The following is a 21570-nucleotide window of genomic DNA, read 5'->3' on the forward strand; positions in this document are numbered from 1 at the left end:
CGCGACACCCATGTGATCCTTTGCGCCTTTCACTCAAGGCACACTCAGATCCATGACGCTTTCATCCGCCCCTTCCCCCCGCACCATCCGCATCGCCGCGGCCCTGCTGATCGGCCCTGACGGTCGCACGCTGTTGGTCCGCAAACGCGGCACCGAAGCCTTCATGCAACCCGGCGGCAAGATCGAGGCCCATGAACAACCGGTTCACGCCCTGGCCCGTGAGCTGGAAGAAGAGCTTGGACTGGTCATCGACCCCGCGCACGCCACCTACCTGGGGCCCTTTTCGGCACCGGCGGCCAACGAGCCGGGTTTTGTCGTCCAGGCTGAACTCTTTCTGCTGACCATCGATTCAGACGTCTCGCCCGCCGCGGAGATTGAAGAGGTGCGCTGGATTGATCCGGCCACCGACGGCGATCTCTCGTTGGCGCCATTGACACGGGACCTGATCCTGCCGTTTTATCGAGCTTCGCTGACTGCAATCGCCTGATCATCCACGGACTAGGACTGCCCCATGATCCCACTTCAAGACTTGCTGATTTTCGCCGCTGCCGCGTTGCTGATGGTGCTGACGCCGGGGCCGAACATGATCTATCTGATCTCCCGTTCGATCTGCCAGGGGCGCAAGGCCGGCGTGACTTCGTTGCTCGGCGTGGTGGCGGGATTCTTCGTGCACTTGTTCGCCGCTGCGGCAGGTTTGACCGCGGTCTTCCTGGCCGTGCCGATGGCCTACGAAGTGTTGAAATGGGCCGGCGCGCTGTATCTGTTGTGGCTGGCCTGGCAGGCGGTCAAACCCGGCGCACGTTCACCCTTCGAAGCGCAGCAGTTGCCGCCGGACTCGTCGCGCAAACTGATCACCATGGGGTTTCTCACCAGCGCGCTGAACCCGAAGATCGCGGTGTTTTACCTGTCGGTGTTTCCACAGTTCATCACGCCTGAGCATGGCTCGGTGTTCACCCAGAGCATCGTGCTGGGCCTGACCCAGATCAGCGTCAGTTTCTGCGTCAACCTGCTGATCGCGATCTTCGCGGCAGGCATCGCGTCGTGGTTCGTCAACAACCCGACCTGGCTGGCGCTGCAGCGTTATTTCATGGGGTTTGTCCTGTCCGCGCTGGCGGTACGGCTGATGCTTGAGCAACGACGGACGGCCTGATCATGTGGATTGAACGACTGGATGCCAGCCATGCGCTGGACTATCGGGCGCTGATGCTGGAAGCCTACGACCTGCATCCACAGGCCTTCACTTCGAGTGTGCGCGAACGCGCGACGATGCCGCTGAGTTGGTGGGAGTCGCGCCTGACCAGCAAGCTGGATGTGGTGTTCGGGGCGTTCGAGGACGGCGCGTTGTCAGGCATCGTCGGCCTGGCCTTCGAACCCCGGGAAAAGGCCCGGCACAAGGCGACGTTATTTGGCATGTATGTGTCCGGCAAAGTCCGGCAGCGCGGGTTGGGTCAGCAACTGGTGCAAGCCGCGCTGGATGAAGCGCAGAACCATAAAGGCCTGCGGCTGATCCAGCTGACCGTCACCGCCGGCAATGAGGCGGCGTTCAACCTGTACCAGCGTTGCGGCTTCGTACAGTTCGGCCTCGAACCCATGGCGGTGCGCGTCGGCGAAGACTACTTCGACAAAATCCACATGTGGCGCGAGCTCTAAACCCACCACAAACCCCTGTAGGAGCGAGGCTTGCCCGCGAAGGCGTCGTGACAGTCGATATCTACTTGGCTGATACACCGCTTTCGCGGGCAAGTCTCGCTCCTACAGCGGTTGCGGTGTGTCAGCGGACTGCGCTGACGCCGTCGAGTGTCGAGAACGATGTGTCCTTGGCCGTCAGCAAGAAGTCGCGCATGTACGGCGCATCCAGCATGTCCGCACGAATCCCCGCATACAGCGTCGCAAACAATCCTTTCTCGCCCAGCCGCTTGGCCTTCACGTAACCCCGCGAGCTGTATTCATGCAGCGCCCAATGGGGCATGCCGCAGACGCCGCGTCCGCTGGCGACCAACTGCATCATCATCACCGTCAGTTCCGAGGTGCGGACCTGCGCCGGTTCGATGTCGGCCGGTTCCAGGAAACGGGTGAAGATGTCCAGCCGGTCGCGTTCCACCGGGTAGGTGATCAGCGTTTCCGTGAGCAGGTCTTCCGGCACGATGTAGGCCTTGTTCGCCAAACGGTGCTGATTGGCCACCGCGAGCATCGCTTCATAGGTGAACAGCGGCACGTAGGTGATCCCGGCCAGTTCCAGCGGATCGGAGGTCACCACCAAATCCAGATCGCCACGGGCCAGGGCCGGCAGCGGGGCGAAGGAGAAGCCCGAAGCCAGGTCCAGCTCGACTTCCGGCCAGGCATCGCGGAACTGATCGATGGTCGGCATCAGCCACTGGAAGCAACTGTGGCACTCGATTGCCATGTGCAAACGGCCTGCGGTGCCGCCCGCCAACCGCGCGATATCGCGTTCGGCACCGCGCAGCAGCGGCAGGGTGGCGTCGGCCAGTTGCAGCAGGCGCAACCCGGCGCTGGTGAACCGCACCGGTTTGGTCTTGCGCACGAACAACGGCATGCCCATGCGCTCCTCCAGTTCCTTGAACTGGTGGGACAGGGCCGATTGGGTCAGGTGCAGACGGTCGGCGGCATCGACCAGGCTGTCGGCTTCGCGCAAGGCGTGCAGGGTCTTCAGGTGGCGGATTTCAAGCACCGGGGGCTCCATGAGGAAAACTTGTGATCAACACGAAAAGGTTGAGTTTGTCTCATGTTGGGTTGGCTGTCGACAATAGCGCCATCTTTTACAGGGAGAAATTCACCATGGCTCTGGCCCACACACTTGGTTTTCCGCGCATCGGCGCTGACCGCGAACTGAAAAAAGCCCTCGAATCCTACTGGAAGGGCGACCTCGATCAGGACGCGCTGAAAAGCGTCGGCCGCCAACTGCGCGCCACCCACTGGCAGTTGCAGAAAGACGCCGGCATCGACCTGCTGCCCGTCGGCGACTTCGCCTGGTACGACCAGGTGCTGACCCATTCCCTGACCTTCGGCGTGATCCCCGAGCGTTTCGACAGCGCCAAGGATGCGCGCGGCCTGCCGACCCTCGACACCCTGTTCGCCATGGCCCGAGGCGCCACGGCGGCCTGCTGCGGTGGCGAACACACCCAGGCCCAATATGCCCAGGAGCTGACCAAGTGGTTCGACACCAACTACCACTACCTGGTCCCGGAATTCACAGCTGACCAACAGTTCAAACTGAGCTGGGAACAGTTGTTCGACGAGGTCGACGAAGCCAAGGCCCTCGGCCACAACGTCAAACCCGTCATCATCGGCCCGCTGACGTACCTGTGGCTGGGCAAGGCCAAAGGCAACGACTTCGACAAGCTCGACCTGCTCGAACGCCTGCTGCCGATCTACGGTGAAATCCTCGGCCGCCTCGCCGCCCAAGGCGTGGAATGGGTGCAGATCGACGAACCGATCCTGACCCTCGACCTGCCACAAGCCTGGAAAAACGCTTTCGAGCGCGCTTACCACATCCTTCAATACTCGCCGCTGAAAAAGCTCGTGGCGACCTACTTCAGTGGCCTGGAAGACAACCTCGGCCTGGCAGTCGGCCTGCCGGTGCAAGGCCTGCACATCGACGCGGTGCGGGCGCCGGATCAACTCGGTCAGGTGCTGGACCGTCTGCCGACCTACAAGATTCTTTCGGTGGGCCTGGTCAACGGTCGCAACGTCTGGCGTTGCGAACTGGAGCAAGTGCTCGCGCAACTGCAACCGGCGCAAGAGCGCTTTGGCGACAACCTGTGGGTCAGCAGTTCCTGCTCGCTGCTGCACAGCCCGGTGGACCTGGAACGGGAAGACAAACTCGATCCTGAACTGAAAAGCTGGCTGGCCTTCGCCGTGCAGAAGTGCGGTGAAATCGCCGTACTGCGCGATGCCCTGAACGACCCGCAATCACCCAAAGTACAAGCGGCTCTGGCCCAGAGCCGAGTGATTCAGACGAGCCGCGCCGAGTCGCCGCGTATCCATAAAGCCCACGTGCAGGCACGCATCAATGCGATCAGCGCAGCGGACAGCCAACGTCACTCGCCGTTCGCCAAGCGCATCGAGCAGCAACGCGCTCGGCTGAAACTGCCGGCATTCCCGACCACCACCATCGGCTCGTTTCCGCAGACCGGTTCGATCCGTCTGGCCCGCCAGGCGTTCAAGCAAGGCAAGCTGTCGGCCAACGATTACACCGATGCCATGCACAGCGAAATCCGTCACGCGGTGCAAGTCCAGGAACGCCTGGGCCTGGACGTGCTGGTGCACGGTGAAGCCGAGCGCAACGACATGGTCGAGTACTTCGCCGAGCAACTGGACGGCTACCTGTTCACCCGTTTCGGCTGGGTGCAGAGCTACGGTTCGCGCTGCGTCAAACCGGCGATCATCTACGGCGACCTGAGCCGTCCGAACGCCATGACCGTCGACTGGATCACCTATGCGCAAAGCCTGACCGACAAGGTCATGAAAGGCATGCTCACCGGTCCCGTGACCATGCTGATGTGGTCGTTCCCGCGCGAAGACGTCTCGCGCAAAATCCAGGCGCAGCAGTTGGCGTTGGCCCTGCGTGATGAAGTGGTCGACCTGGAAAGTGCCGGCATCAAGATCGTGCAGATCGACGAAGCCGCGTTCCGCGAAGGCTTGCCGCTGCGTCGGGCGCAATGGCAGGAATACCTGGACTGGGCGGTGGAAGCCTTCCGCTTGAGCGCTTCCGGTGTGCGCGACGAAACCCAGATCCACACCCACATGTGCTACAGCGAATTCAACGACGTGATCGAGTCCATCGCGGCGATGGATGCCGACGTGATCACCATCGAAACCTCGCGATCGGACATGGAATTGCTGGAAGCCTTCGAAGCGTTCGACTACCCGAACGACATCGGGCCGGGCGTCTACGACATCCACTCGCCACGGGTGCCGGACACGGCTGAGATGGTCAAGTTGATGAGTAAAGCCGTGAAGCGCATTCCGGCCGAGCGGTTGTGGGTGAACCCGGATTGCGGGCTGAAGACCCGGGCGTGGCCGGAGACCGAGGCGGCGTTGGTCAATATGGTGGCGGCGGCAAGGCAGTTGCGCAGTCAGTTGGCTTAGCCGATGTAGCGTCTGTTCGGACGCCATCGCGAGCAGGCTCGCTCCCACATTGGATCTAGGTCGATCACAAATATTGTGTACGACATCGATCCTGTGGGAGTGAGCCTGCTCGCGATGAACGATAACGCGGTCCCGAAAATGACCGCTCGGCAATCTTCATCAAACTGTCACGTAACTGTGGCAGCGCGCTTGATCAAACTTCATCAGACTCGCGCTCTACTGGGGTTCTGCGTTTCGGTGTTTTTTCATGCGTGCATTCATTTTTCTGGCCTTGCTGTTGTTTGGCCTGCCGTCTTTGGCGGCGTCTCGTTGCGATGTCAATGTTCCCACCCAACAGGCCGATCTGGCGCAGGTGAGCCTGGCGTACCAGAGCATCGGCCGTGCGTCCGACCCGGCGTTGTTGCTGGTGATGGGCCTGGGCGGGCAGTTGATTCACTGGCCTGACGAGGTGGTGGTCGCGCTGTGTCAGCAGGGTTTTAGGGTGATTCGTTATGACAATCGCGACGTCGGCCTCTCGACCTGGCGGCAAACGCCCGCCGACGCCAACCTGACCTTCGAAGTGCTGCGCTACAAACTCGGTCTGCCGGTGGCGGCGCCGTACACCTTGACCGACATGGCGGACGACGCCTTTGGCCTGATGGATGCGTTGAAGGTTGAGCAGTTTCACGTCCTGGGCGCGAGCATGGGCGGGATGATTGCCCAGCACATGGCGGCGATGGCGCCGCAACGGGTCGAGAGCCTGACCCTGATCATGACCAGTTCCGGGGCCGAAGGCTTGCCGGCGCCGAGTGCGGCGTTGGTGCAGTTGTTGTCGCGGCGCAGCGCGCCGAATCGCGAAGTGGCGCTGGAACAGCAGGCCGATTTGCTGGCAGCGCTGGGCAGCCCGACCGTCAGTGATGATCGGCAAGCGTTGCTGCATCAGGCGGCGTTGTCCTATGACCGGGCGTTCAACCCGGAGGGCGTGAAGCGCCAGATCATGGCGATCCTCGCCGAGCGCAGTCGTGTGGCGCTGCTTAATCAGTTGCGCGTGCCGACGCTGGTGGTTCACGGCACGGCGGATCCGCTGTTGCCGGTGATGCATGGCGTCCATCTGGCGGCGCATATTCGTGGCAGTCAGTTGAAGCTGATTCCGGGGTTGGCGCATCGATTCCAGGAAGCGTTCAAGGCGCCGTTGCTGGCGGCGGTGTTGCCGTATCTGCAGGCCCACCGCGAAGACACTTCGCATTGGGCACAGATCGATCCGGTGCCCACTCCGAACCTCCTGTAGTACCCAGTACCAATGTGGGAGATTCTATGGTTGAGGGGAAACCCTCAACTGACCTTTGACTGATATTCGCTTTGCCCTTTCAGCAAGGCGAATGCCACCCGCGCAAGCTTGCGAGCCAGCATCACCAGCGCCTCAGTGGTGCTGAAGCCCCGGGCTCTTTGGGCTTCGTAAAACCCTTTCCAGGCTTTCGTACGGCTAGCCGACATCGCTGCATTGTGCAGAAGCCGGCGGGCCTCGGGGTCACCGCGCTTGGTCAAACTGCGGCGACCGTCCTTCTGTCCTGATTTAGACACCCGTAAATCCATGCCCAGGAAGGCGATAAACGCATCCGCGTTTCTAAAATCCCCGCGCTGAAATGCAGTTATCAAGCGAGCCCCAGTCAAAAATCCAATGCCTTCAACTTTCAGGCAACGTTTCAGTTGACCGAGTAAACCGGCTTCTTTGAGCTGATCGTTGATCGTCTTTTCGATCAGCGTTTCAAGCTGCTGCATGGACTTCACTTGTTCTGCAAAAGCCGCTTTCAGCAGCGGCTCATTCGACCAACTCTGCACCAGGCCAACCCTAGCCTGGACCAAGGCAGCCCGGCGGCGGAAGAGGCTCAGGAGCTGGCGGTACAGCGGTGATGGAGGGGTCCAAGGGCGCAACTCCTCGGCTTCGTTCTTCAGGTAACGGGCCAGCAACTTGGCGTCCAGCGCGTCGGTTTTGGCGCGGATTTTCACGCCTTCGCGATAATGTTTGAGTTCATAGCCTCCCACCATGTAAATCGCACATCCGGCCTCATAGGCCAGATCAGCAAAGTCCAGGTGATAGATGTTGGTCGCCTCAATGGCAATAGCCACCGTCCCCGGCAACGTATTCAGCCACTGCTTGATGGATGTTTTAGTGTTGGGAATCTCTTTAAGCAAATCGTTATCAGCCTGATAAATCACCAGTTCATTCTTGGCGACATCCACGCCCACGATCGGTTTTGATAGAGAGACCGGCATTGCCATAGGATTTCCTCCGAGATAAGGTTTGAGCACTTGAAGGGCTCACCCAGAGGCGCAGGCTTGTTCCTATCGTCGGTCTAGCCAGATGCATTCTTTATCGGCGCTTGGGTGAAAGGAGGAGGGGCGAAATCTCCCACAGTCTGTACTGCGTCAACAGTCAGAATCGAGCCTTGTCCCTCCTCCTCCCTTCAAGTCCTACCATACAAGCGAGCCTGCTCGCGATGGCTGTGTGTCAGTCAACATCAATGCTGAATGTCACACCGCCATCGCGAGCAGGCTCGCTCCCACAGTTGGATCTTCTTCGTTAGTGGAACCTTGTCAGCCAATCAGGTCGCGGCGCTTGGTGGAACGAAGTTATCCAGCATCCGGTTCACCGCCAGTTCACCCAGCATGACGGACTGCTGAATGCCGAGCACAGTGTTGCGCTGCGGGCCTTCCAGCAACCCGGCGAAATCACTCAGCATCACGCTCGCTGACGCCAGGGATTCGCAGGCGTTGGCCAGCAGGGTTTCTTGATCGATGTCGGGGGCGATGGTGTAGATGGTGCTGGGTTTGCGTGGGGTGTCTTTGGGAATGACCGGTTTGAGGTAGAAATCGAGGGCGCGGTCGGCGGCTTCGTTGAGTTTTTTGGAGTCTGGGGTTTCGTAGGGGGAGACGTCGTCGGTTTCCGGTGGGTTCGGAGTAATTTTGAACATGGGGTATTTTTCCTAATAGTAGAGCCGCAACCTGTCTCGCTACTAAACGGAGGGGTGGCAGCTGTGCGCAAGTTAGTAGACCGGTAAATACGCCCAAAACCCGGCGCGCCCGAGGGCGCCATGCGCACAGCTACCATCAAGTGCAGGTGAAAACCTGACTGGATGACACTTGTGCAACCGTAAGCGTATTAGCCGGGCTACTAAACCCGATCACTGGGAATCAGTGACACGAACCAAGTTACCGACGGTCACCCAGGCGCACAAGCCAGCGGATTCTGACGTTGTTGTAGGCGACGGCGCAAGGCGCTGTAGCTTTCAGGAAGTAACCTTAAACAGAACTAAACACCCCCTCCCAAACACCCCCGATCCCTGTAGGAGTGAGCCTGCTCGCGATGGCGGTGTATCAGTCAACATCAATGTTGAATGTCAGACCGCAATCGCGAGCAGGCTCACTCCTACAAGGGACCTGCGCGCGCCAGTCTTCGGGTGTATTGTTCCAACTTTCCGCGCGATCCAAGCCTGCGAGGTGAATGATGAGTACCCCCCTGAAAATCGATTTCGTCAGCGACGTGTCCTGCCCATGGTGCGTGGTCGGTCTGTATGGCCTGACCCGGGCCCTGGATTTACTGGGCGATGAGGTCCAGGCAGAGATCCGTTTCCAGCCGTTCGAACTGAACCCGAAAATGGGGCCGGAAGGGCAGAACATCACCGAACACATCACTGAAAAGTACGGCTCGACCCCGGAGCAGTCGCAGAAGAACCGCGAGATGATCCGCGCCCGTGGCGCCGAGGTCGGGTTCGCGTTTCGCACTGATGGCAACAGCCGCATCTACAACACCTTTGATGCGCATCGGTTGTTGTTTTGGGCGGGGTTGGAAGGGTTGCAGTTCAATCTGAAGGAAGCGCTGTTCAAGGCGTATTTCACTGAGGGCGGCAATCCGTCGGATCACAAGCAGTTGGCGCTGATGGCTGAAAGCGTGGGGCTGGATCGGCAGCGGGCGGAGGCGATTCTGGCGTCCGATGAATTCGCCACAGAGGTGCTCAAAGAAGAGAAGTTGTGGCTGGCGCGCGGGGTGAGTTCGGTGCCGACGGTGGTGTTCAACGGGCAGTACGCGGTGACGGGCGGGCAGCCGGTCGAAACCTTTGTCGGGGCGATTCGGCAGATCATGAGCGAATCGAAGGGCGGGACCGTGAGCTAATTACCGGGAGTGCGTCTGTGGCGAGGGAGCTTGCTCCCGCTGGGCTGCGAAGCGGCCCCAATGTCAGCACCGTTGTAGCCAGGCAGACCGCATTCGCTGGATTTACGACTGCTGCGCAGCCGAGCGGGAGCAAGCTCCCTCGCCACAGGGGGGAGCGGTTACCTGACGATTTTGTCGACGTGGATGCCCAGTTTCTTCAGGCGATACCAGAAGCTGCGCTCGGAGATCCCGATCAACTGCGCCGCCGCAGCCTGTACACCATTGCTCTGCGCCAGCGCCGCCAGAATGTAAGCCTTCTCGACCTCCGCCAACGCCGCTTCCAGATCCGCCGGCACGCTGCCTTCGGTGACCAGCGCACCGCTGGTGCCGGCATTTGAGGCAAACAGATACGCCGGCAAATCTTCCTCTTCAATCACCGCCCCCGACGCGACAATCGTCGCTCGTTCCACGCAGTTCTGCAGCTCACGAATATTCCCTGGCCACGAATAATGGGCCATGGCCTGCAAGGCTTCCGCGCTGAATCCGGTAAAACGCTTGCCTGCCGTGGCGCCCAGGGTGTGAGCAAAATGCCGGGCCAGCGGCGCGATGTCTTCCACACGTTCGCGCAGGGCCGGCAAGGGAATCGGGAACACATTGAGGCGGTAATAAAGGTCCTCGCGAAACTCCTTGTTGGCCACCGCGTCCAGCAGGTTCTTGTTGGTCGCGGCAATCACCCGCACATCGACCTTGCGCTCGCGCGGATCGCCCACCGGCTCGATCACCCGTTCCTGCAAGGCCCGGAGGATTTTCGCCTGCAAGGCCAGCGGCATTTCGCCGATTTCATCAAGGAACAACGTGCCTTTGTCAGCCTGCATGAAGCGCCCGACGCGATCCGCCACGGCGCCGGTAAACGCGCCTTTGCGGTGACCGAACATTTCGCTTTCCAGCAACCCTTCCGGGATCGCCGCACAGTTCACCGCCACAAACGGTTTGTCAGCGCGGTTACCGTGTTTGTGGATCGCCCGGGCGACCATTTCCTTGCCGGTGCCGCTTTCGCCGGTCAGCAGAATCGTCGCGTTGCTTTCGCGCACGGAATCGATGGCGTGCAGTACCCGGCGAAAACTCGGGCTGTCGCCGATCAGGCTGTCGATCTGCTGATGCTCATCGAGCTCGGCGCGCATGCGCTGGTTGTCTTTGAGGATGTCGCGAAATTGCAGGGCCTTGCTGACGGTGATGTCCAGTTCGTCGATGTCGAACGGCTTGGCGATGTAGTCGAAAGCGCCGTTGCGCATCGACTGCACGGCGTTTTTCACCGTGCTGTAGGCGGTCATGACGATCACCGGCAGCTGCGGAAAACGGCTTTTGATTTCCGCCAGCAACTGCGGGCCGTCCATGCCGGGCATGCGCCAGTCGCTGATCACCAGGTCGATGTCCTCGCACTCCAGCACCTTGAGCGCGTGCAAGCCGTTGCCGGCGGTGAACACCTGGATGCCGTTCTGACCCAGGGCCGATGCCAGCAGGTCGCAGAGCTTGGGCTCGTCGTCCACCACCAGTACGTTATGTGTCATCGCTGCCCTCGTCGAAGTCTTCACCGTTGGCCGGAATGTACAGCGTGAAGGTGGTCCCGGCATCTTTTTCACTGACGCATTCGATGCGCCCTTCATGACCTTCCATGATCGAGAACACCTTCGCCAGCCCCAGGCCGGTACCCGAAGCCTTGGTGGTGACGAACGGCGTGAAGATCCGTTCGAGCATATCCGGTTCGATGCCCTGGCCGGTGTCGCTGATGCTGATTACGGTGTACGGCGATTCGCTGCTGATCGCCACGGTCAGCCGTCCACCGTCGGGCATGGCGTCGATGGCGTTGACGATCAGGTTCAGGCCGGCCTGCTTGAGTTGCCGCGCGTCGACATGAAGGGTCGCGCCGGGGGCCTGATCGTCGATGTGCACATCGATGTTATGGCTGGCCAGCTCCGGGGCGCAGAAGCCGACCAGGTCATCCACCAGCGGCCGCGCCGCCTGGGTCGAACGCATCGGCGCGCTGGGTTTGGCGAAGTCGAGAAAATCGGTGATCAGGTCGTTGATGCGGCTGACTTCGCTGACCACGTATTCCAGGTGACGCTTGTCGGTCTCGGGCAAATCGGCGCGCCGGTGCAGCAGTTGCGTGGCGGTCTTGATGATGCCCAGCGGGTTGCGGATTTCATGGGCCAGGCCCATGGCGACTTCACCCAGGGCATGCAGACGGTCGCGGCGGCGCAGTTGCGATTCCAGGTGCTGCAACTCGCCGAGGCGTTCGCTCATGTGGTTGAAGGTGCTGCTCAATTCCGCCAGTTCGTCGCCGCCGGTGACCGCCAGGCGTTGGCGGTAATCCCCGGCAATCACCGCTTGCACGCCCTTGGACAACCCGCGCAACGGCTTGGTCAGGCGTTGCGAAACAATCCAGCCGACCGCCAGGGACGCCGCCGAGCTGAGCAGGAAAATCAGGATGAACAGGTTGCTCTGGTTCACCAGCCCGACCAGGCTGGTGTGGCGCAGCAGACCGCTGAAAATCACGCCTTGCAGCTCACCGCTTTCATTGAGGATCGGCCGGTAGATGCCGCTGTAGCGATTGGTGAATTGTTCAATCGGCTGCTTGGTGTTGCGCAGGGTCTGTTCGATTTTTTCCGGTACCGCCGCCGGGTGATCTTCGAAGCGCTGGGTGGAAAAGATCTCCGAGAAGTCATCGGCCTTGGCCAGGTACAGGCGCAGGTCGAGCGAGTGCACATCGGCGACGCTGGTGAGGAAACTGCTGTCCAGGTAGGTGGCGATCACCAGTTTGTAGTCGACGCCGTCCTGATCGGTCTCGAAGGTCGAGACCACCGTGCCGGTGGGGATGCCGCCGACTTGCAGGGTCTGCAACAACGCCTTGGACTCGGTGCTGATCTGCCGGACGATGTCATCGGCGGCGGTGCTGAACACCACTTTGTGATCGCTGTTGCGCACCAGCGCCACCACGTCGATACCCATGGAATCGGCGATGTCGGTGGTCAGTTTGTCGTGTTTGCTCGACAAACGGTCCGTCGGCGGGCGGGTGTAGCGCAGGAACAACTGCGCGGCCCGGGCGTTATCCCGGCGGATCTCGGTGATCTCGTCCTCGACGATCTGGGTCGATTCCTGCAGCCAGATCCGCACGTTGCTGTCGAAAATCTGCGACAGGGTGGTGGCCGCCAGTTCTGCGGCGATCATGGTCGGAATCACGCTGACCAGCCAGAACGCCAACACCAGTTTGCGCTGCAGGCTCCAGCCGGAGAGGGCGAAAGGTCGGGCGGTGGCGGGGCGGTTTTTGATCATGAAGTTTCGCTTAATGCAGCAGCCATGGCAGGGTCGGAGCGGTCCGGTCGAATGAACATTTTCACCAGTCGCAACAGACTGTCGAGCACTCGGTTGCGATGGCGGAAAAACACGGTGTTGCCGGTGAACGAGCAACCCAGGCGCAGCTTACTGGCATAGCCGGCCTGACCGCACGCGTAGATCGGGATGCCGTGTTCAATACAGTAGTCGACATTGGCCAGCCAGCTGCGCACGTACAGATTGTGCTCGCGGGTCCGGGTCAGGTCATGGGCGAAGAATTTGTCGACCAGGCGTTGCTCGTCCAGCAGCACGAGGTTGAACGCTACCAGCTCATCGCCGACCCAGTACAGCACGCACGCGGCGCGTTCATCGAGGTATTCGAGGACCTGGCGGAAGTACTCCGATGGCAAGCGTTCAAAGGTCAGGTCGCTGCGTGAAAGGGTGGCTTCGTAAAGTGCCATCATGTGTGGGAGCAGGTCTTCCACAGTGCGCCGCCATTCGATGCGCGGACCTTGCCCGCGCAACGTGCGGCGCAGGTCTTTACGGGTGGATTTGCCGAGCGTGCCGAGGTAAGCGTCCACGGAGCCAAAACGGATCGGCAGTTCGGCGCTGGGCAGGCTGGGCATGCTTTGCAGACCGGCCGCCTGGCACACCTGCAACCACTGTGGATCGCGATGGGACGCGTCCTTGACTGCCAGCAGTCCGATTCCGGCCTGGTCGGCGTCGTTGCGCGCCAGGATTAACAATTGCTCAAGCAAGGCCGGACGCTGTGCGGGGTCGATCTGGCGTGTGGTCCCCACATGGCATTGCTCGGCCACCGGCGAACCGAGGGCGTACAAGCGGACGTCCAACAGCCCCGGCCACCAGCGGCGCAACTGTTCGGTGACGCGTTTACCCGGTCCCTGAACCGTGGTGTCCAGCGAATACGCGGTGGTGAATGCCACTGCCGCCGCGACCAACACCTTGTCTTCGTACAGCGCCAGATAGCGCCACCGGAAATCCGCAATGCCTGCCTGTTCAACGGCCCGGTAATAATCCCAGTCCTCCAGTTCGCCGGGGAAACAGGCATTCCAGGCACTGCGGTCGATGGCTTCGATGGTTGAATAGGCAAGGGCAGTGATCACATCGTTTCCTTGTAGGAGCGAGCCTGCTCGCGATGGTCGTTAACGATAACGTGGGGTTACAGGAGAAACGCGGCGCTTTTGAGTGCATCGCGAGCAGGCTCGCTCCTACAGGGGTTGGGGGACGGCTGCCATGGTGGGTAACAGGGTGGGCATGCGTAGCTTCTTCAAATGTGTTCAGGCCAGTTGCCGATAGTCCTGGCGCATGGGTTGCGGGGCGGTGACTTGTTGCATGAACTGGTGCTGGATGAAGTCCGCGCTCAGCTCCACGACCCGACGGTATTGCAGGTCGACGGTGATCATGTGATAGCAATTGTCGAGCAGGACTTTCACTACCGGGCCGCCGAGTTTGCGTTCGACATAGTCGGCGTTCCAGCGGCTGGTGATGTCGTCTTCCCGTGAGTGCAGCACCAGCGCCTGGGTGGTGATCTGCGGCATGCGCTTTTTCACCGCGGCCACCAATCGATGCAGTTCCCGGACACTCACGCCGGACATGGTCAGCAATCCGGCATTGGCGCTTTCACCGGCCTTCATCTGCCGTTCGACAATGGCGCGCAAGCGTTCGTCCTTGATGCCGAACGGTGATTTTTCGTTGAAGCGGCACAGGTGCACGCCAAACGGAATCGACATCACCAGGCTGCTCAGTTTGGCGACCCAAGGCATGTTCCAGCCGTCGTAGCGCAGGGTGGTCGAATACAGCAGCAAGCCTTTGATCTGCCCCGGATGCTCGGCCGCCAGGTACATCGCCAGCACCGCGCCCATCGACAAGCCACCGACGAACACATGCTCATGCTTGCGTCGCACACCAACGAAGGTGTTGCGCGCGCTCTCGTACCAGTCGTGCCAACCGGTGGCTTGCAGGTCGGCGTTGTCCCCGCAGTGGCCGGCCAGGGTCGGCACATAGACCGTGCAGCCGGCCTTGGCCAGGCCCATCGCGACCCGTCGCAATTCGGTCGGCGTGCCGGTGAGGCCGTGGATCAACAACACCGCGACCTCGCCGTTGCCGAGAACGAAACCGGCGCTGCCTTCGCCCATGTCGATCTCGTCTGCCCTTGAAAAAGAGGGGTTCATCGTTTCATCGCCCGATCAAGCAGACGGTCGAGCAGCGCGATGCCGAGGTCGATCTCCGGGTAGCTGATTTCCAGCGACGGCGCGAGGGTGATCACGTTCTTGTAGTAACCGCCCACATCGAGGATCAGGCCCAGGCGTTTGCCGTCAATTTCGATGTCACCTTTCATGCCTTCTTCGACCATGAAGTCGAGCGTTGCCTTGTCTGGCGTAAAGCCGTCCGGCCCGCAGATTTCACAACGCAGTGCCAGGCCCAGGCCATCGACGTCGCCGATGATCGGGTAGCGTTTCTGCAAGTCTTTCAAGCCTTCGAGGAAGTATTTGCCCTTGTTCATGACCCTCTTGCCGTAATCGACTTCGCTGGTCATCTTGAACATTTCCAGGCCGACCGCCGTGCCCAGCGGATTGGAGGCGAAGGTCGAGTGGGTCGAGCCTGGCGGGAAGATTTTCGGGTTGATCAGCTCTTCCCTGGCCCAGATGCCGCCCAATGGGTTGAGACCGTTGGTCAAGGCTTTACCGAAGACGATGACGTCCGGTTTGACATCGAAGTGCTCAATCGACCACAGCTTGCCGGTGCGCCAGAAGCCCATCTGGATTTCATCGACCACCATTAAAATGCCGTGCTGGTCCAGCACATGCTTGAGTTCGCTGTAGAAATTCATCGGCGGAATCACGTAGCCGCCGGTGCCCTGGATCGGCTCGACGTAGAACGCGGCGTATTCGCTCTGGCCGACTTTCGGGTCCCAGACGCCGTTGTATTCGGTCTCGAACAGGCGGGCGAATTGCTGCACGCAATGGCTGCCGTACTCTTCCTTGGTCATGCCTTTCGGGCCACGGAAGTGATACGGGAACGGGATGAAATTGGCGCGCTCGCCGAAGTGGCCGTAGCGGCGGCGATAGCGGTAGCTGGAGGTGATCGACGACGCACCGAGGGTGCGACCGTGGTAACCGCCCTCGAAGGCGAACATCAGGCTTTTGCCATTGGTGGCGTTACGCACGACTTTCAGCGAGTCCTCGATGGACTGCGAACCGCCGACGTTGAAGTGCACCCGGCCGTCGAGGCCGAACTTCTTTTTCGCGTCCACGGCGATCATTTCCGAGAGCTCGATCTTGCCCTTGTGCAGGTACTGGCTGGCAATCTGCGGCAGGGTGTCTATTTGCTGTTTCAGCGCATTGTTCAGGCGCGGGTTGGCATAACCGAAGTTGACCGCCGAGTACCACATTTGCAGGTCGAGGTAGGCCTGGTCTTCGGTGTCCCAGACGTAGGAACCTTCGCAGCGGCTGAAAATGCGCGGCGGATCGATGTAGTGAACGGTGTCGCCGTAGGAGCAGTACTTGGCTTCTTTATCCAGAAGGACCTGGTCTTCAGGTGTGGCGATTCGAATATCAGACATGGTGGAAGCGTTCCTGTGTTTCTACGTTGAAAGAGGTGGCGTTGGCGGCGCTGGCGCTTGGCAGCAGGGCGAGCAACGCAGGCAGATCGGCGAAGCTGTCGAAGCGGGCGTAGGCGATGCCGTTGCGCTCGCAATGCTCGGCCAGGCGATCCTTGGCGAATACGAAATCGGCGGTGGCGGCCACGCACATGTCGGACTGACCGTCGCCGATCACCAGCACCCGTTTGGCGCTGGGGGTGGATTTGCATTTGCAGTTGCCGGACGCGGCGCGGCAGGCATCGCTTGCGTGAGGGAAGTCGATGCGCCAGCTCTGGTGGTCGAGCTGCCGCAGGCGGTTGGCGAGGATCGGCAAAAGGCTGACGTAGTGGCGCGCCAGGATCCGTGCAATGCCTTGCTCGATGCCGTCGCTGACCACTTCAAGCGAAGCGCCGAGGCCGATGACGTGGTCGACGAAGTCAGGGAAGTCCGGGTCGATCTCGATGGTGTCGAAGAACCCGAGCAGTTCGCCCGGTGTGGCCTTGACCAGCGAGAGCTGGCGGCTGAGGCATTCACGGGAACCGATGTCACCCGCCAGCCACTCGTTTTCGATCGCTTCCCAGCTCGGGTCGGCGAACCGTTGGAGGATGCTGTCGATCACGTCGGTGCGGGTGATGGTCCCGTCGAAATCACACACGATATGCCAGTCAATCATCTGTTGTACCTATCTTGGCAGGAGGCGCTGTTTGCGCTTGCCAAGGGGGTAGAGCAGGGACTGTGCCAACCGGGTTTGGCCCAGCGGGGCTGGGGTTCAGGCGGGTGTGGATGGCGGTGAAGCTACAATTTTTGTAGGTCGCTACAAACAACATGAGTGCTTGCGCGAGAGGGGCGATTCGGGGATTGATGCGCGCACATCCAGTTCAAGGAATGGCCTCATGTCGAGGATTACTGTTGTTCTATTTGCCGCGCTGACTTGCCTTTCGGCCAGCGTTTCAGCGGACGGCATCACCGGTGAGGCGGGGGCGGGCCTCAGCTATCAGCCCCACGATCCGACCGGTAGCCGCTACGAAACCCGGCCTGTGCCTTACCTCGATCTGGATTGGGGCAATGTCAGCCTCAGTACGGACGACGGGCTGACCTGGGACGCGTTGAACACCAAGGGTTTCAGCGCCGGACCGTTCGTGAATTACCTGCCGGGGCGCACGTCCAACGGCGAACTGCAGGGGTTGCGCGATGTGCCGGACATGGGCGAGGTGGGCGGTTTTGTGCAGTACGCGCCGGCTGATTTCTGGCGGGTGTTTGCCTCGGTCGGGCAAGCGGTTGGAGGGCGCGGCGGCCAGGGCGGGGTGTTGGGGCGTGTTGGCGGGGAGGTGGGTTATCCACTGGGTGGCGGGGTGATTGGCAGCTCCGGTCTGACCGCGCATTTTGCGGATGCGCGGCAGAGTCAGACGTTCTTCGGCGTCAGTGCCAATGAATCACAAGCCTCAGGGATTCGGCCGTACAACGCGGGCGGTGGTTTGCAGAATGTGGCGTTGACTCAGAGTTTCGAGTTTCCGCTGGCGCCGCAGTGGTCGTTGTTGACCAGCGCGAGCTGGATTCACCTGACGGGTTCTGCGGCGGACAGCAGCCTTGTCAAAGAGCTCGGTGAGACCAACCAAGGGGAAGTGCAGGCGGCACTGGCCTACAAATTCAACTAAGCACTTGTGGCGAGGGAGCTTGCTCCCGCTGGGTCGCGAAGCGGCCCCCAAACTTGGCAAGTCATTCTTCCAGAAATACCTCGCCAGCCTGTTTTACGACTGCTGCGCAGCCGAACGGGAGCAAGCTCCCTCGCCACAGGAATTGCGGTGATTTTCAGGTTTCTTCGCCTTCGGCCAGCAACGCAATCCCCCCCATGATCACCGCCACCCCCACCCAGTGCAGCACGCTGATCTGCTCGCCCAGCCCCAGCCACGAACCGAGCAACACCCCGACAAACACCAGCGAACTCAGCGGGAACGCCAGGGACAGACTGCTGCGCCGCAAGATCAGCATCCACACGAAAAACGCGCCGATGTAGCAGGCAATCGCAAACCACACCCCGGGATTGACCGCCACAGCCAGCAGCCATTGCAGGTTGAAATCCATCTGCCCCAGCTGATCTCCACCGACCTTGGTGGCGATCTGGCCGGCGCTTTCAAAACCGATCAATAACGCCCACAGCACCACCGTACCGAGGCGTTCATGCAGCCAGTCGGTCTTGTTCCTGATCATCGCTTTTGCCTCATGCATGGGTGACACACACGAGCATCACGCCCGCCGTAATCACTAAAGTGCCGAGCCAGCGCCGCCGGCTGACGGTCTCGCCGAGGATCAGTTTGCCGGCCAGCACCACGCCGCAGTACGCCAGCGCCGCCGCTGGAAACAACAGGCTCAGCGGCGCCCGGGACAGGGCTTCGAGCCAGACGAAAAATTCGATTACGTAGGCGCCGATCCCGCACCACAGCAGCGGCGCGTTGAATACCTGGCCCCAGAACGCATTCAGGCGAAACCCGCCTTCGAGCGCCGGTAAACGATCCAGGCCAAGCTTGAAACAGAGCTGGCCGATGACGTCCAGCACAATGGAAAACGCCACCAGCACAATCACGGTGAAGGTCATGGAAACAACTCCTCGAACAGATCGATCAACGCCTGGTTGGTCGTCGCGTTGCGCAGCAGATCCGCTTCGCTCCAGCGTTCGGCCGGGGGCTGGTCCGATTTGGCTTCCCAGCGCTTGAGGGCGTTGCTGAAGGCCGGTCGGGCGTACTCACCGCAGATGTCGATGCCGAGGATTCGCTTGCTGGCCGCCAAGGCTCTGATGGCTTGCAGCAAGTGGCTCAAGCGCATGCCGCCCTGGTCCCAATTGGTCGCCGCGTCTTCGCAGGCCAATACATCCTTGTCGAGGGTGATCCACACTGCGCGGGTGGGCAGGCTGGCGATCATCTGTTCGAGAAACACCGGCCAGTCGAGCTCCGCCAGATTGCGCCAGTGCAGCAGGTTTTCCTGCTGTCGATGGCCAGCGCCGTCACCGACCCGGCCCCACACTTTCGAGGGCGGGCGCTGCCACGGAAACAGCTGCAACACGCCGCGTTTGAGCGCCCGGACATTGCCGCCCTTGAGCTGTGGATTCTGCAGGTCGTCGCTGCACGGGCCGAGGGTGACGATGCGCTGGATGTTCGGCAGTTTCAGTGCCTGATTGACCCACGAACCGCAATGCCGACGGGGGGCGAAGCGGACCCAGTCGGGGTGGTTGTCGAAGTAGATCAGGCTTGCCGGCTCCGGCAAATCAGTCAGAAACGCCGGGGTCAGATGGTGGTAATCACCGGAACCGACGAAGAAGATTTCCGGTTGCGGGCCGCTGTGCCGGGGCCGTTGCTGCAAGCGTTCGGCGAACCGCCGCCAGGTCCGTTCGCTGGACCACAGCCGCAGTTTCGGACCGAGGTCGAGCAAGTCGAGGCGTTGGGCACGGCCGCTTTCCAGCAGCCGCGAGATGGGCGCCTGGGCCGTCAGGCTGTGGTCGAGATCTAAAATGTTCAAGGTCGCAATTCACCCTTGGCAGACCCTCCCAGACACCGGCTTCATCCATCATGAACGCCGGCCGAGGGGGCTTTTGAGGGTAAATGCAAGGGGCGGGCCAGCCGTCTGCTGCACTGAAATTCATTGTGGCGAGGGAGCTTGCTCCCGCTGGGCTGCGATGCAGCCCCTAAGCGGTCAAGGAGGTTTCTCTGCTGAAACTCGATTGCAGGTAATGGGGTTGCTTCGCAACCCAGCGGGAGCAAGCTCCCTCGCTACAGGGGGGATGGTCAAGCGTGGAGGCGGACCCAGACGGTGACGAGGACGGTGGCCGCCATCAGCCACGCCACTGCCGCGATGGCGAGCGACGCTTCAAGCCGCATCCGGTCGACCATCACGTACAACGTCGCCAGGTAAACGAAGTACGGAATGATCGACCACATCCCGAACACGATGGTGGTCTTTAAATCCTCCAGCGAACGCCCCTTGCCGACGATGTAATGCGCAATCAGCGCAAAGGTCGGAAACAGCGGCACCAGGCCTGCGATGTAATAGTTTCGGGTCTTGGCCAGTGCCGCGAGGATGACGACCACCGCCGCCCCCAGCGCTGCTTTGAGGATCAGGTCCATCAGTGGCTCAGCCCGTATTTCTTCACTTTGTCGAACAGCGTGGTCTTGGCCATTCCCAGTTCCAGGCTGGCCTGGGTCAGGTTGCCGCCGCTGCGTTGCAAGGCGTCGCTGAGCAGGTTGCGTTCGAACGCTTCCACTGCTTCGGCGAAGGCCAGACCCTGATTACTGCCACTGGTGCCGGATTTCTTGAAGGCCGGCAGGCCAAGGGCAAAACGCTCGGCGACGTTGCGCAGTTCGCGCACGTTGCCCGGCCAGTCGTGGCTCATCAGGTTCGACAGGGTCTGGTTGTCCAGTTCCGGCACGGCGCGGTCGAAGCGCAGGGACGACTGCTGCAGGAAGTGTTCGAACAGTTGCAGGATGTCTTCGCGACGTTCGCGCAACGGCGGCAATTCGAGGGTCACCACGTTCAAGCGGTAATACAGGTCGCTACGAAACTCGCCGGCCTTGCTCGACTCGTCGAGGTCGGACTTGGTCGCGGCAATCACCCGGCAATCCACGGCCACGCTCTGGTTCGAACCCAGGCGTTCGAGGGTGCGCTCCTGCAACACCCGCAGCAGTTTGATCTGCAAGGGCAGGGGCATGCTTTCGACTTCATCCAGGAACAGCGTGCCGCCGTCGGCGTGTTCGATCTTGCCGATCCGTCGTTTACCGGCGCCGGTGAACGCGTTGGCTTCATGGCCGAAGATCTCGCTTTCGAACAGGTTCTCCGGCAGGCCGCCGCAGTTCAGCGCGACGAATTGCTTGGTGTGGCGGCGACTGAAGTCGTGCAGGCAGCGCGCAACCAATTCCTTGCCGGTGCCGGTTTCGCCTTCGATCAGCACGTTGGCCGAGGTATCGGCGACGTTGGCGATCAGTTCGCGCAGGTTCTGCATGGCCGGCGAGCGGCCGATGATGCGGCCTTCGAGGGAATCGCGCTCCGCCAGTTGCCGGCGCAACGAAGACACTTCCCGGGCCAGGCTGCGTTGCTCCAGCGCGCGGCGGGCGACGTCCACCAGGCGTTCCGGGGAGAAAGGTTTCTCCATGAAGTCATAGGCGCCTTTCTGCATTGCGCCGACGGCCATTGAGATGTCGCCGTGGCCGGTGATCAGCACCACCGGCAAGCTGCGATCGCGCGCCTTGAGCCGGGTCAGCAGTTCCAGGCCGTCGATGCCCGGCAGACGGATGTCGCTGATGACGATGCCGGCAAAATTGTCGCCAACCCGCTCCAGCGCTTCTTCGGCGCTGCCCACGCCCACGCAGGGAATGTCTTCCAGGGTCAGCGCCTGTTGGCAGCCGAGCAGCACATG

The 21570-nt window shown here is 61.1% G+C and carries 21 protein-coding genes; 7 read left to right on the forward strand and 14 right to left on the reverse strand.

Annotated features, from left to right (window positions below):
* Positions 1–52 precede the first annotated feature (52 nt).
* Genes AB4N91_RS02990 through AB4N91_RS03000 form a run of 3 tightly spaced genes read left to right on the forward strand, consistent with a single transcriptional unit; the run spans position 53 to position 1650 of the window.
* Positions 53–487, forward strand: a complete 435-nt coding sequence (locus tag AB4N91_RS02990) for an NUDIX hydrolase (RefSeq protein WP_460112111.1) — start codon at positions 53–55, stop codon at positions 485–487.
* A 24-nt stretch (positions 488–511) separates the two neighbouring features.
* On the forward strand, positions 512–1150 hold the full coding sequence (locus tag AB4N91_RS02995) for a LysE family translocator (protein ID WP_010457727.1): 639 nt from the start codon (positions 512–514) through the stop codon (positions 1148–1150).
* A 2-nt stretch (positions 1151–1152) separates the two neighbouring features.
* Entirely contained in the window at positions 1153–1650 is a 498-nt protein-coding gene (locus tag AB4N91_RS03000) for a GNAT family N-acetyltransferase (RefSeq protein ID WP_010457726.1), read from the forward strand.
* A 121-nt stretch (positions 1651–1771) separates the two neighbouring features.
* Here AB4N91_RS03000 and metR read toward each other — a convergent pair whose 3' ends face one another.
* Positions 1772–2689, reverse strand: a complete 918-nt coding sequence (gene metR / locus AB4N91_RS03005) for a transcriptional regulator MetR (RefSeq protein ID WP_010457725.1) — start codon at positions 2687–2689, stop codon at positions 1772–1774.
* Positions 2690–2796: 107 nt separating this feature from the next.
* Here metR and metE point away from each other — a divergent pair, with 107 nt between their 5' ends.
* Positions 2797–5109 carry a 5-methyltetrahydropteroyltriglutamate--homocysteine S-methyltransferase gene (gene metE, locus AB4N91_RS03010; RefSeq protein ID WP_010457724.1) on the forward strand — a complete coding sequence of 771 codons (2313 nt, stop codon included), beginning with the start codon at positions 2797–2799 and terminating at the stop codon, positions 5107–5109.
* Positions 5110–5356: 247 nt separating this feature from the next.
* Positions 5357–6376, forward strand: coding sequence for an alpha/beta fold hydrolase (locus AB4N91_RS03015; protein WP_010457723.1), 1020 nt, complete (start codon positions 5357–5359; stop codon positions 6374–6376).
* A gap of 44 nt (positions 6377–6420) precedes the next feature.
* On the opposite strand, the gene AB4N91_RS03020 is transcribed toward AB4N91_RS03015, so the two are convergent.
* Complete coding sequence (locus tag AB4N91_RS03020) at positions 6421–7368, reverse strand: IS110 family RNA-guided transposase (RefSeq protein WP_042932411.1); 948 nt, start codon at positions 7366–7368, stop codon at positions 6421–6423.
* A 323-nt stretch (positions 7369–7691) separates the two neighbouring features.
* Positions 7692–8060, reverse strand: a complete 369-nt coding sequence (locus tag AB4N91_RS03025) for a DUF6124 family protein (protein ID WP_010457721.1) — start codon at positions 8058–8060, stop codon at positions 7692–7694.
* 533 nt (positions 8061–8593) lie between these two features.
* Between AB4N91_RS03025 and AB4N91_RS03030 the strand changes: the two genes are divergently transcribed.
* Positions 8594–9259, forward strand: coding sequence for a DsbA family oxidoreductase (locus AB4N91_RS03030; protein WP_083377272.1), 666 nt, complete (start codon positions 8594–8596; stop codon positions 9257–9259).
* Between the two features lie 158 nt (positions 9260–9417).
* On the opposite strand, the gene AB4N91_RS03035 is transcribed toward AB4N91_RS03030, so the two are convergent.
* From AB4N91_RS03035 to AB4N91_RS03060, 6 genes are all read right to left on the reverse strand, one after another.
* On the reverse strand, positions 9418–10806 hold the full coding sequence (locus tag AB4N91_RS03035) for a sigma-54-dependent transcriptional regulator (protein ID WP_077749832.1): 1389 nt from the start codon (positions 10804–10806) through the stop codon (positions 9418–9420).
* Positions 10796–12568 carry a sensor histidine kinase gene (locus AB4N91_RS03040; RefSeq protein WP_460112112.1) on the reverse strand — a complete coding sequence of 591 codons (1773 nt, stop codon included), beginning with the start codon at positions 12566–12568 and terminating at the stop codon, positions 10796–10798. The genes AB4N91_RS03035 and AB4N91_RS03040 overlap by 11 nt, the downstream gene beginning before the upstream one ends.
* Positions 12565–13692 (reverse strand): GNAT family N-acetyltransferase, encoded by a 1128-nt coding sequence (locus AB4N91_RS03045; protein ID WP_460112113.1) that lies wholly within the window; start codon positions 13690–13692, stop codon positions 12565–12567. The genes AB4N91_RS03040 and AB4N91_RS03045 overlap by 4 nt, the downstream gene beginning before the upstream one ends.
* Positions 13693–13866: 174 nt before the next feature.
* Complete coding sequence (locus tag AB4N91_RS03050) at positions 13867–14760, reverse strand: alpha/beta hydrolase (protein WP_460112114.1); 894 nt, start codon at positions 14758–14760, stop codon at positions 13867–13869.
* Positions 14757–16151, reverse strand: coding sequence for an aspartate aminotransferase family protein (locus AB4N91_RS03055; RefSeq protein ID WP_010457715.1), 1395 nt, complete (start codon positions 16149–16151; stop codon positions 14757–14759). Before AB4N91_RS03055 ends, AB4N91_RS03050 begins: the two co-directional genes overlap by 4 nt.
* Positions 16144–16842 carry an MtnX-like HAD-IB family phosphatase gene (locus AB4N91_RS03060; protein ID WP_010457714.1) on the reverse strand — a complete coding sequence of 233 codons (699 nt, stop codon included), beginning with the start codon at positions 16840–16842 and terminating at the stop codon, positions 16144–16146. Before AB4N91_RS03060 ends, AB4N91_RS03055 begins: the two co-directional genes overlap by 8 nt.
* 220 nt (positions 16843–17062) lie before the next feature.
* On the opposite strand from AB4N91_RS03060, the gene AB4N91_RS03065 reads away from it, so the two are divergent.
* Positions 17063–17824 (forward strand): MipA/OmpV family protein, encoded by a 762-nt coding sequence (locus AB4N91_RS03065; protein WP_145308519.1) that lies wholly within the window; start codon positions 17063–17065, stop codon positions 17822–17824.
* 154 nt (positions 17825–17978) lie between these two features.
* Here the strand turns inward: AB4N91_RS03065 and AB4N91_RS03070 are convergent, their stop codons facing one another.
* From AB4N91_RS03070 to aauR, 5 genes are all read right to left on the reverse strand, one after another.
* Positions 17979–18377: a DMT family transporter gene (locus AB4N91_RS03070; RefSeq protein ID WP_010457712.1), complete on the reverse strand. Its 399-nt coding sequence runs from the start codon at positions 18375–18377 to the stop codon at positions 17979–17981.
* A 10-nt stretch (positions 18378–18387) separates the two neighbouring features.
* Positions 18388–18762, reverse strand: coding sequence for a DMT family transporter (locus tag AB4N91_RS03075; RefSeq protein ID WP_083375843.1), 375 nt, complete (start codon positions 18760–18762; stop codon positions 18388–18390).
* Positions 18759–19679 carry an arginase gene (locus AB4N91_RS03080; protein WP_460112115.1) on the reverse strand — a complete coding sequence of 307 codons (921 nt, stop codon included), beginning with the start codon at positions 19677–19679 and terminating at the stop codon, positions 18759–18761. The genes AB4N91_RS03075 and AB4N91_RS03080 overlap by 4 nt, the downstream gene beginning before the upstream one ends.
* Before the next feature lie 266 nt (positions 19680–19945).
* On the reverse strand, positions 19946–20275 hold the full coding sequence (locus AB4N91_RS03085) for a GlpM family protein (protein ID WP_169857921.1): 330 nt from the start codon (positions 20273–20275) through the stop codon (positions 19946–19948).
* Positions 20276–20283: 8 nt separating this feature from the next.
* Entirely contained in the window at positions 20284–21564 is a 1281-nt protein-coding gene (gene aauR / locus AB4N91_RS03090) for a two-component response regulator AauR (RefSeq protein WP_229801794.1), read from the reverse strand.
* Between the last annotated feature and the right edge of the window lie 6 nt (positions 21565–21570).

Source organism: Pseudomonas sp. H3_D04, assembly GCF_054669175.1.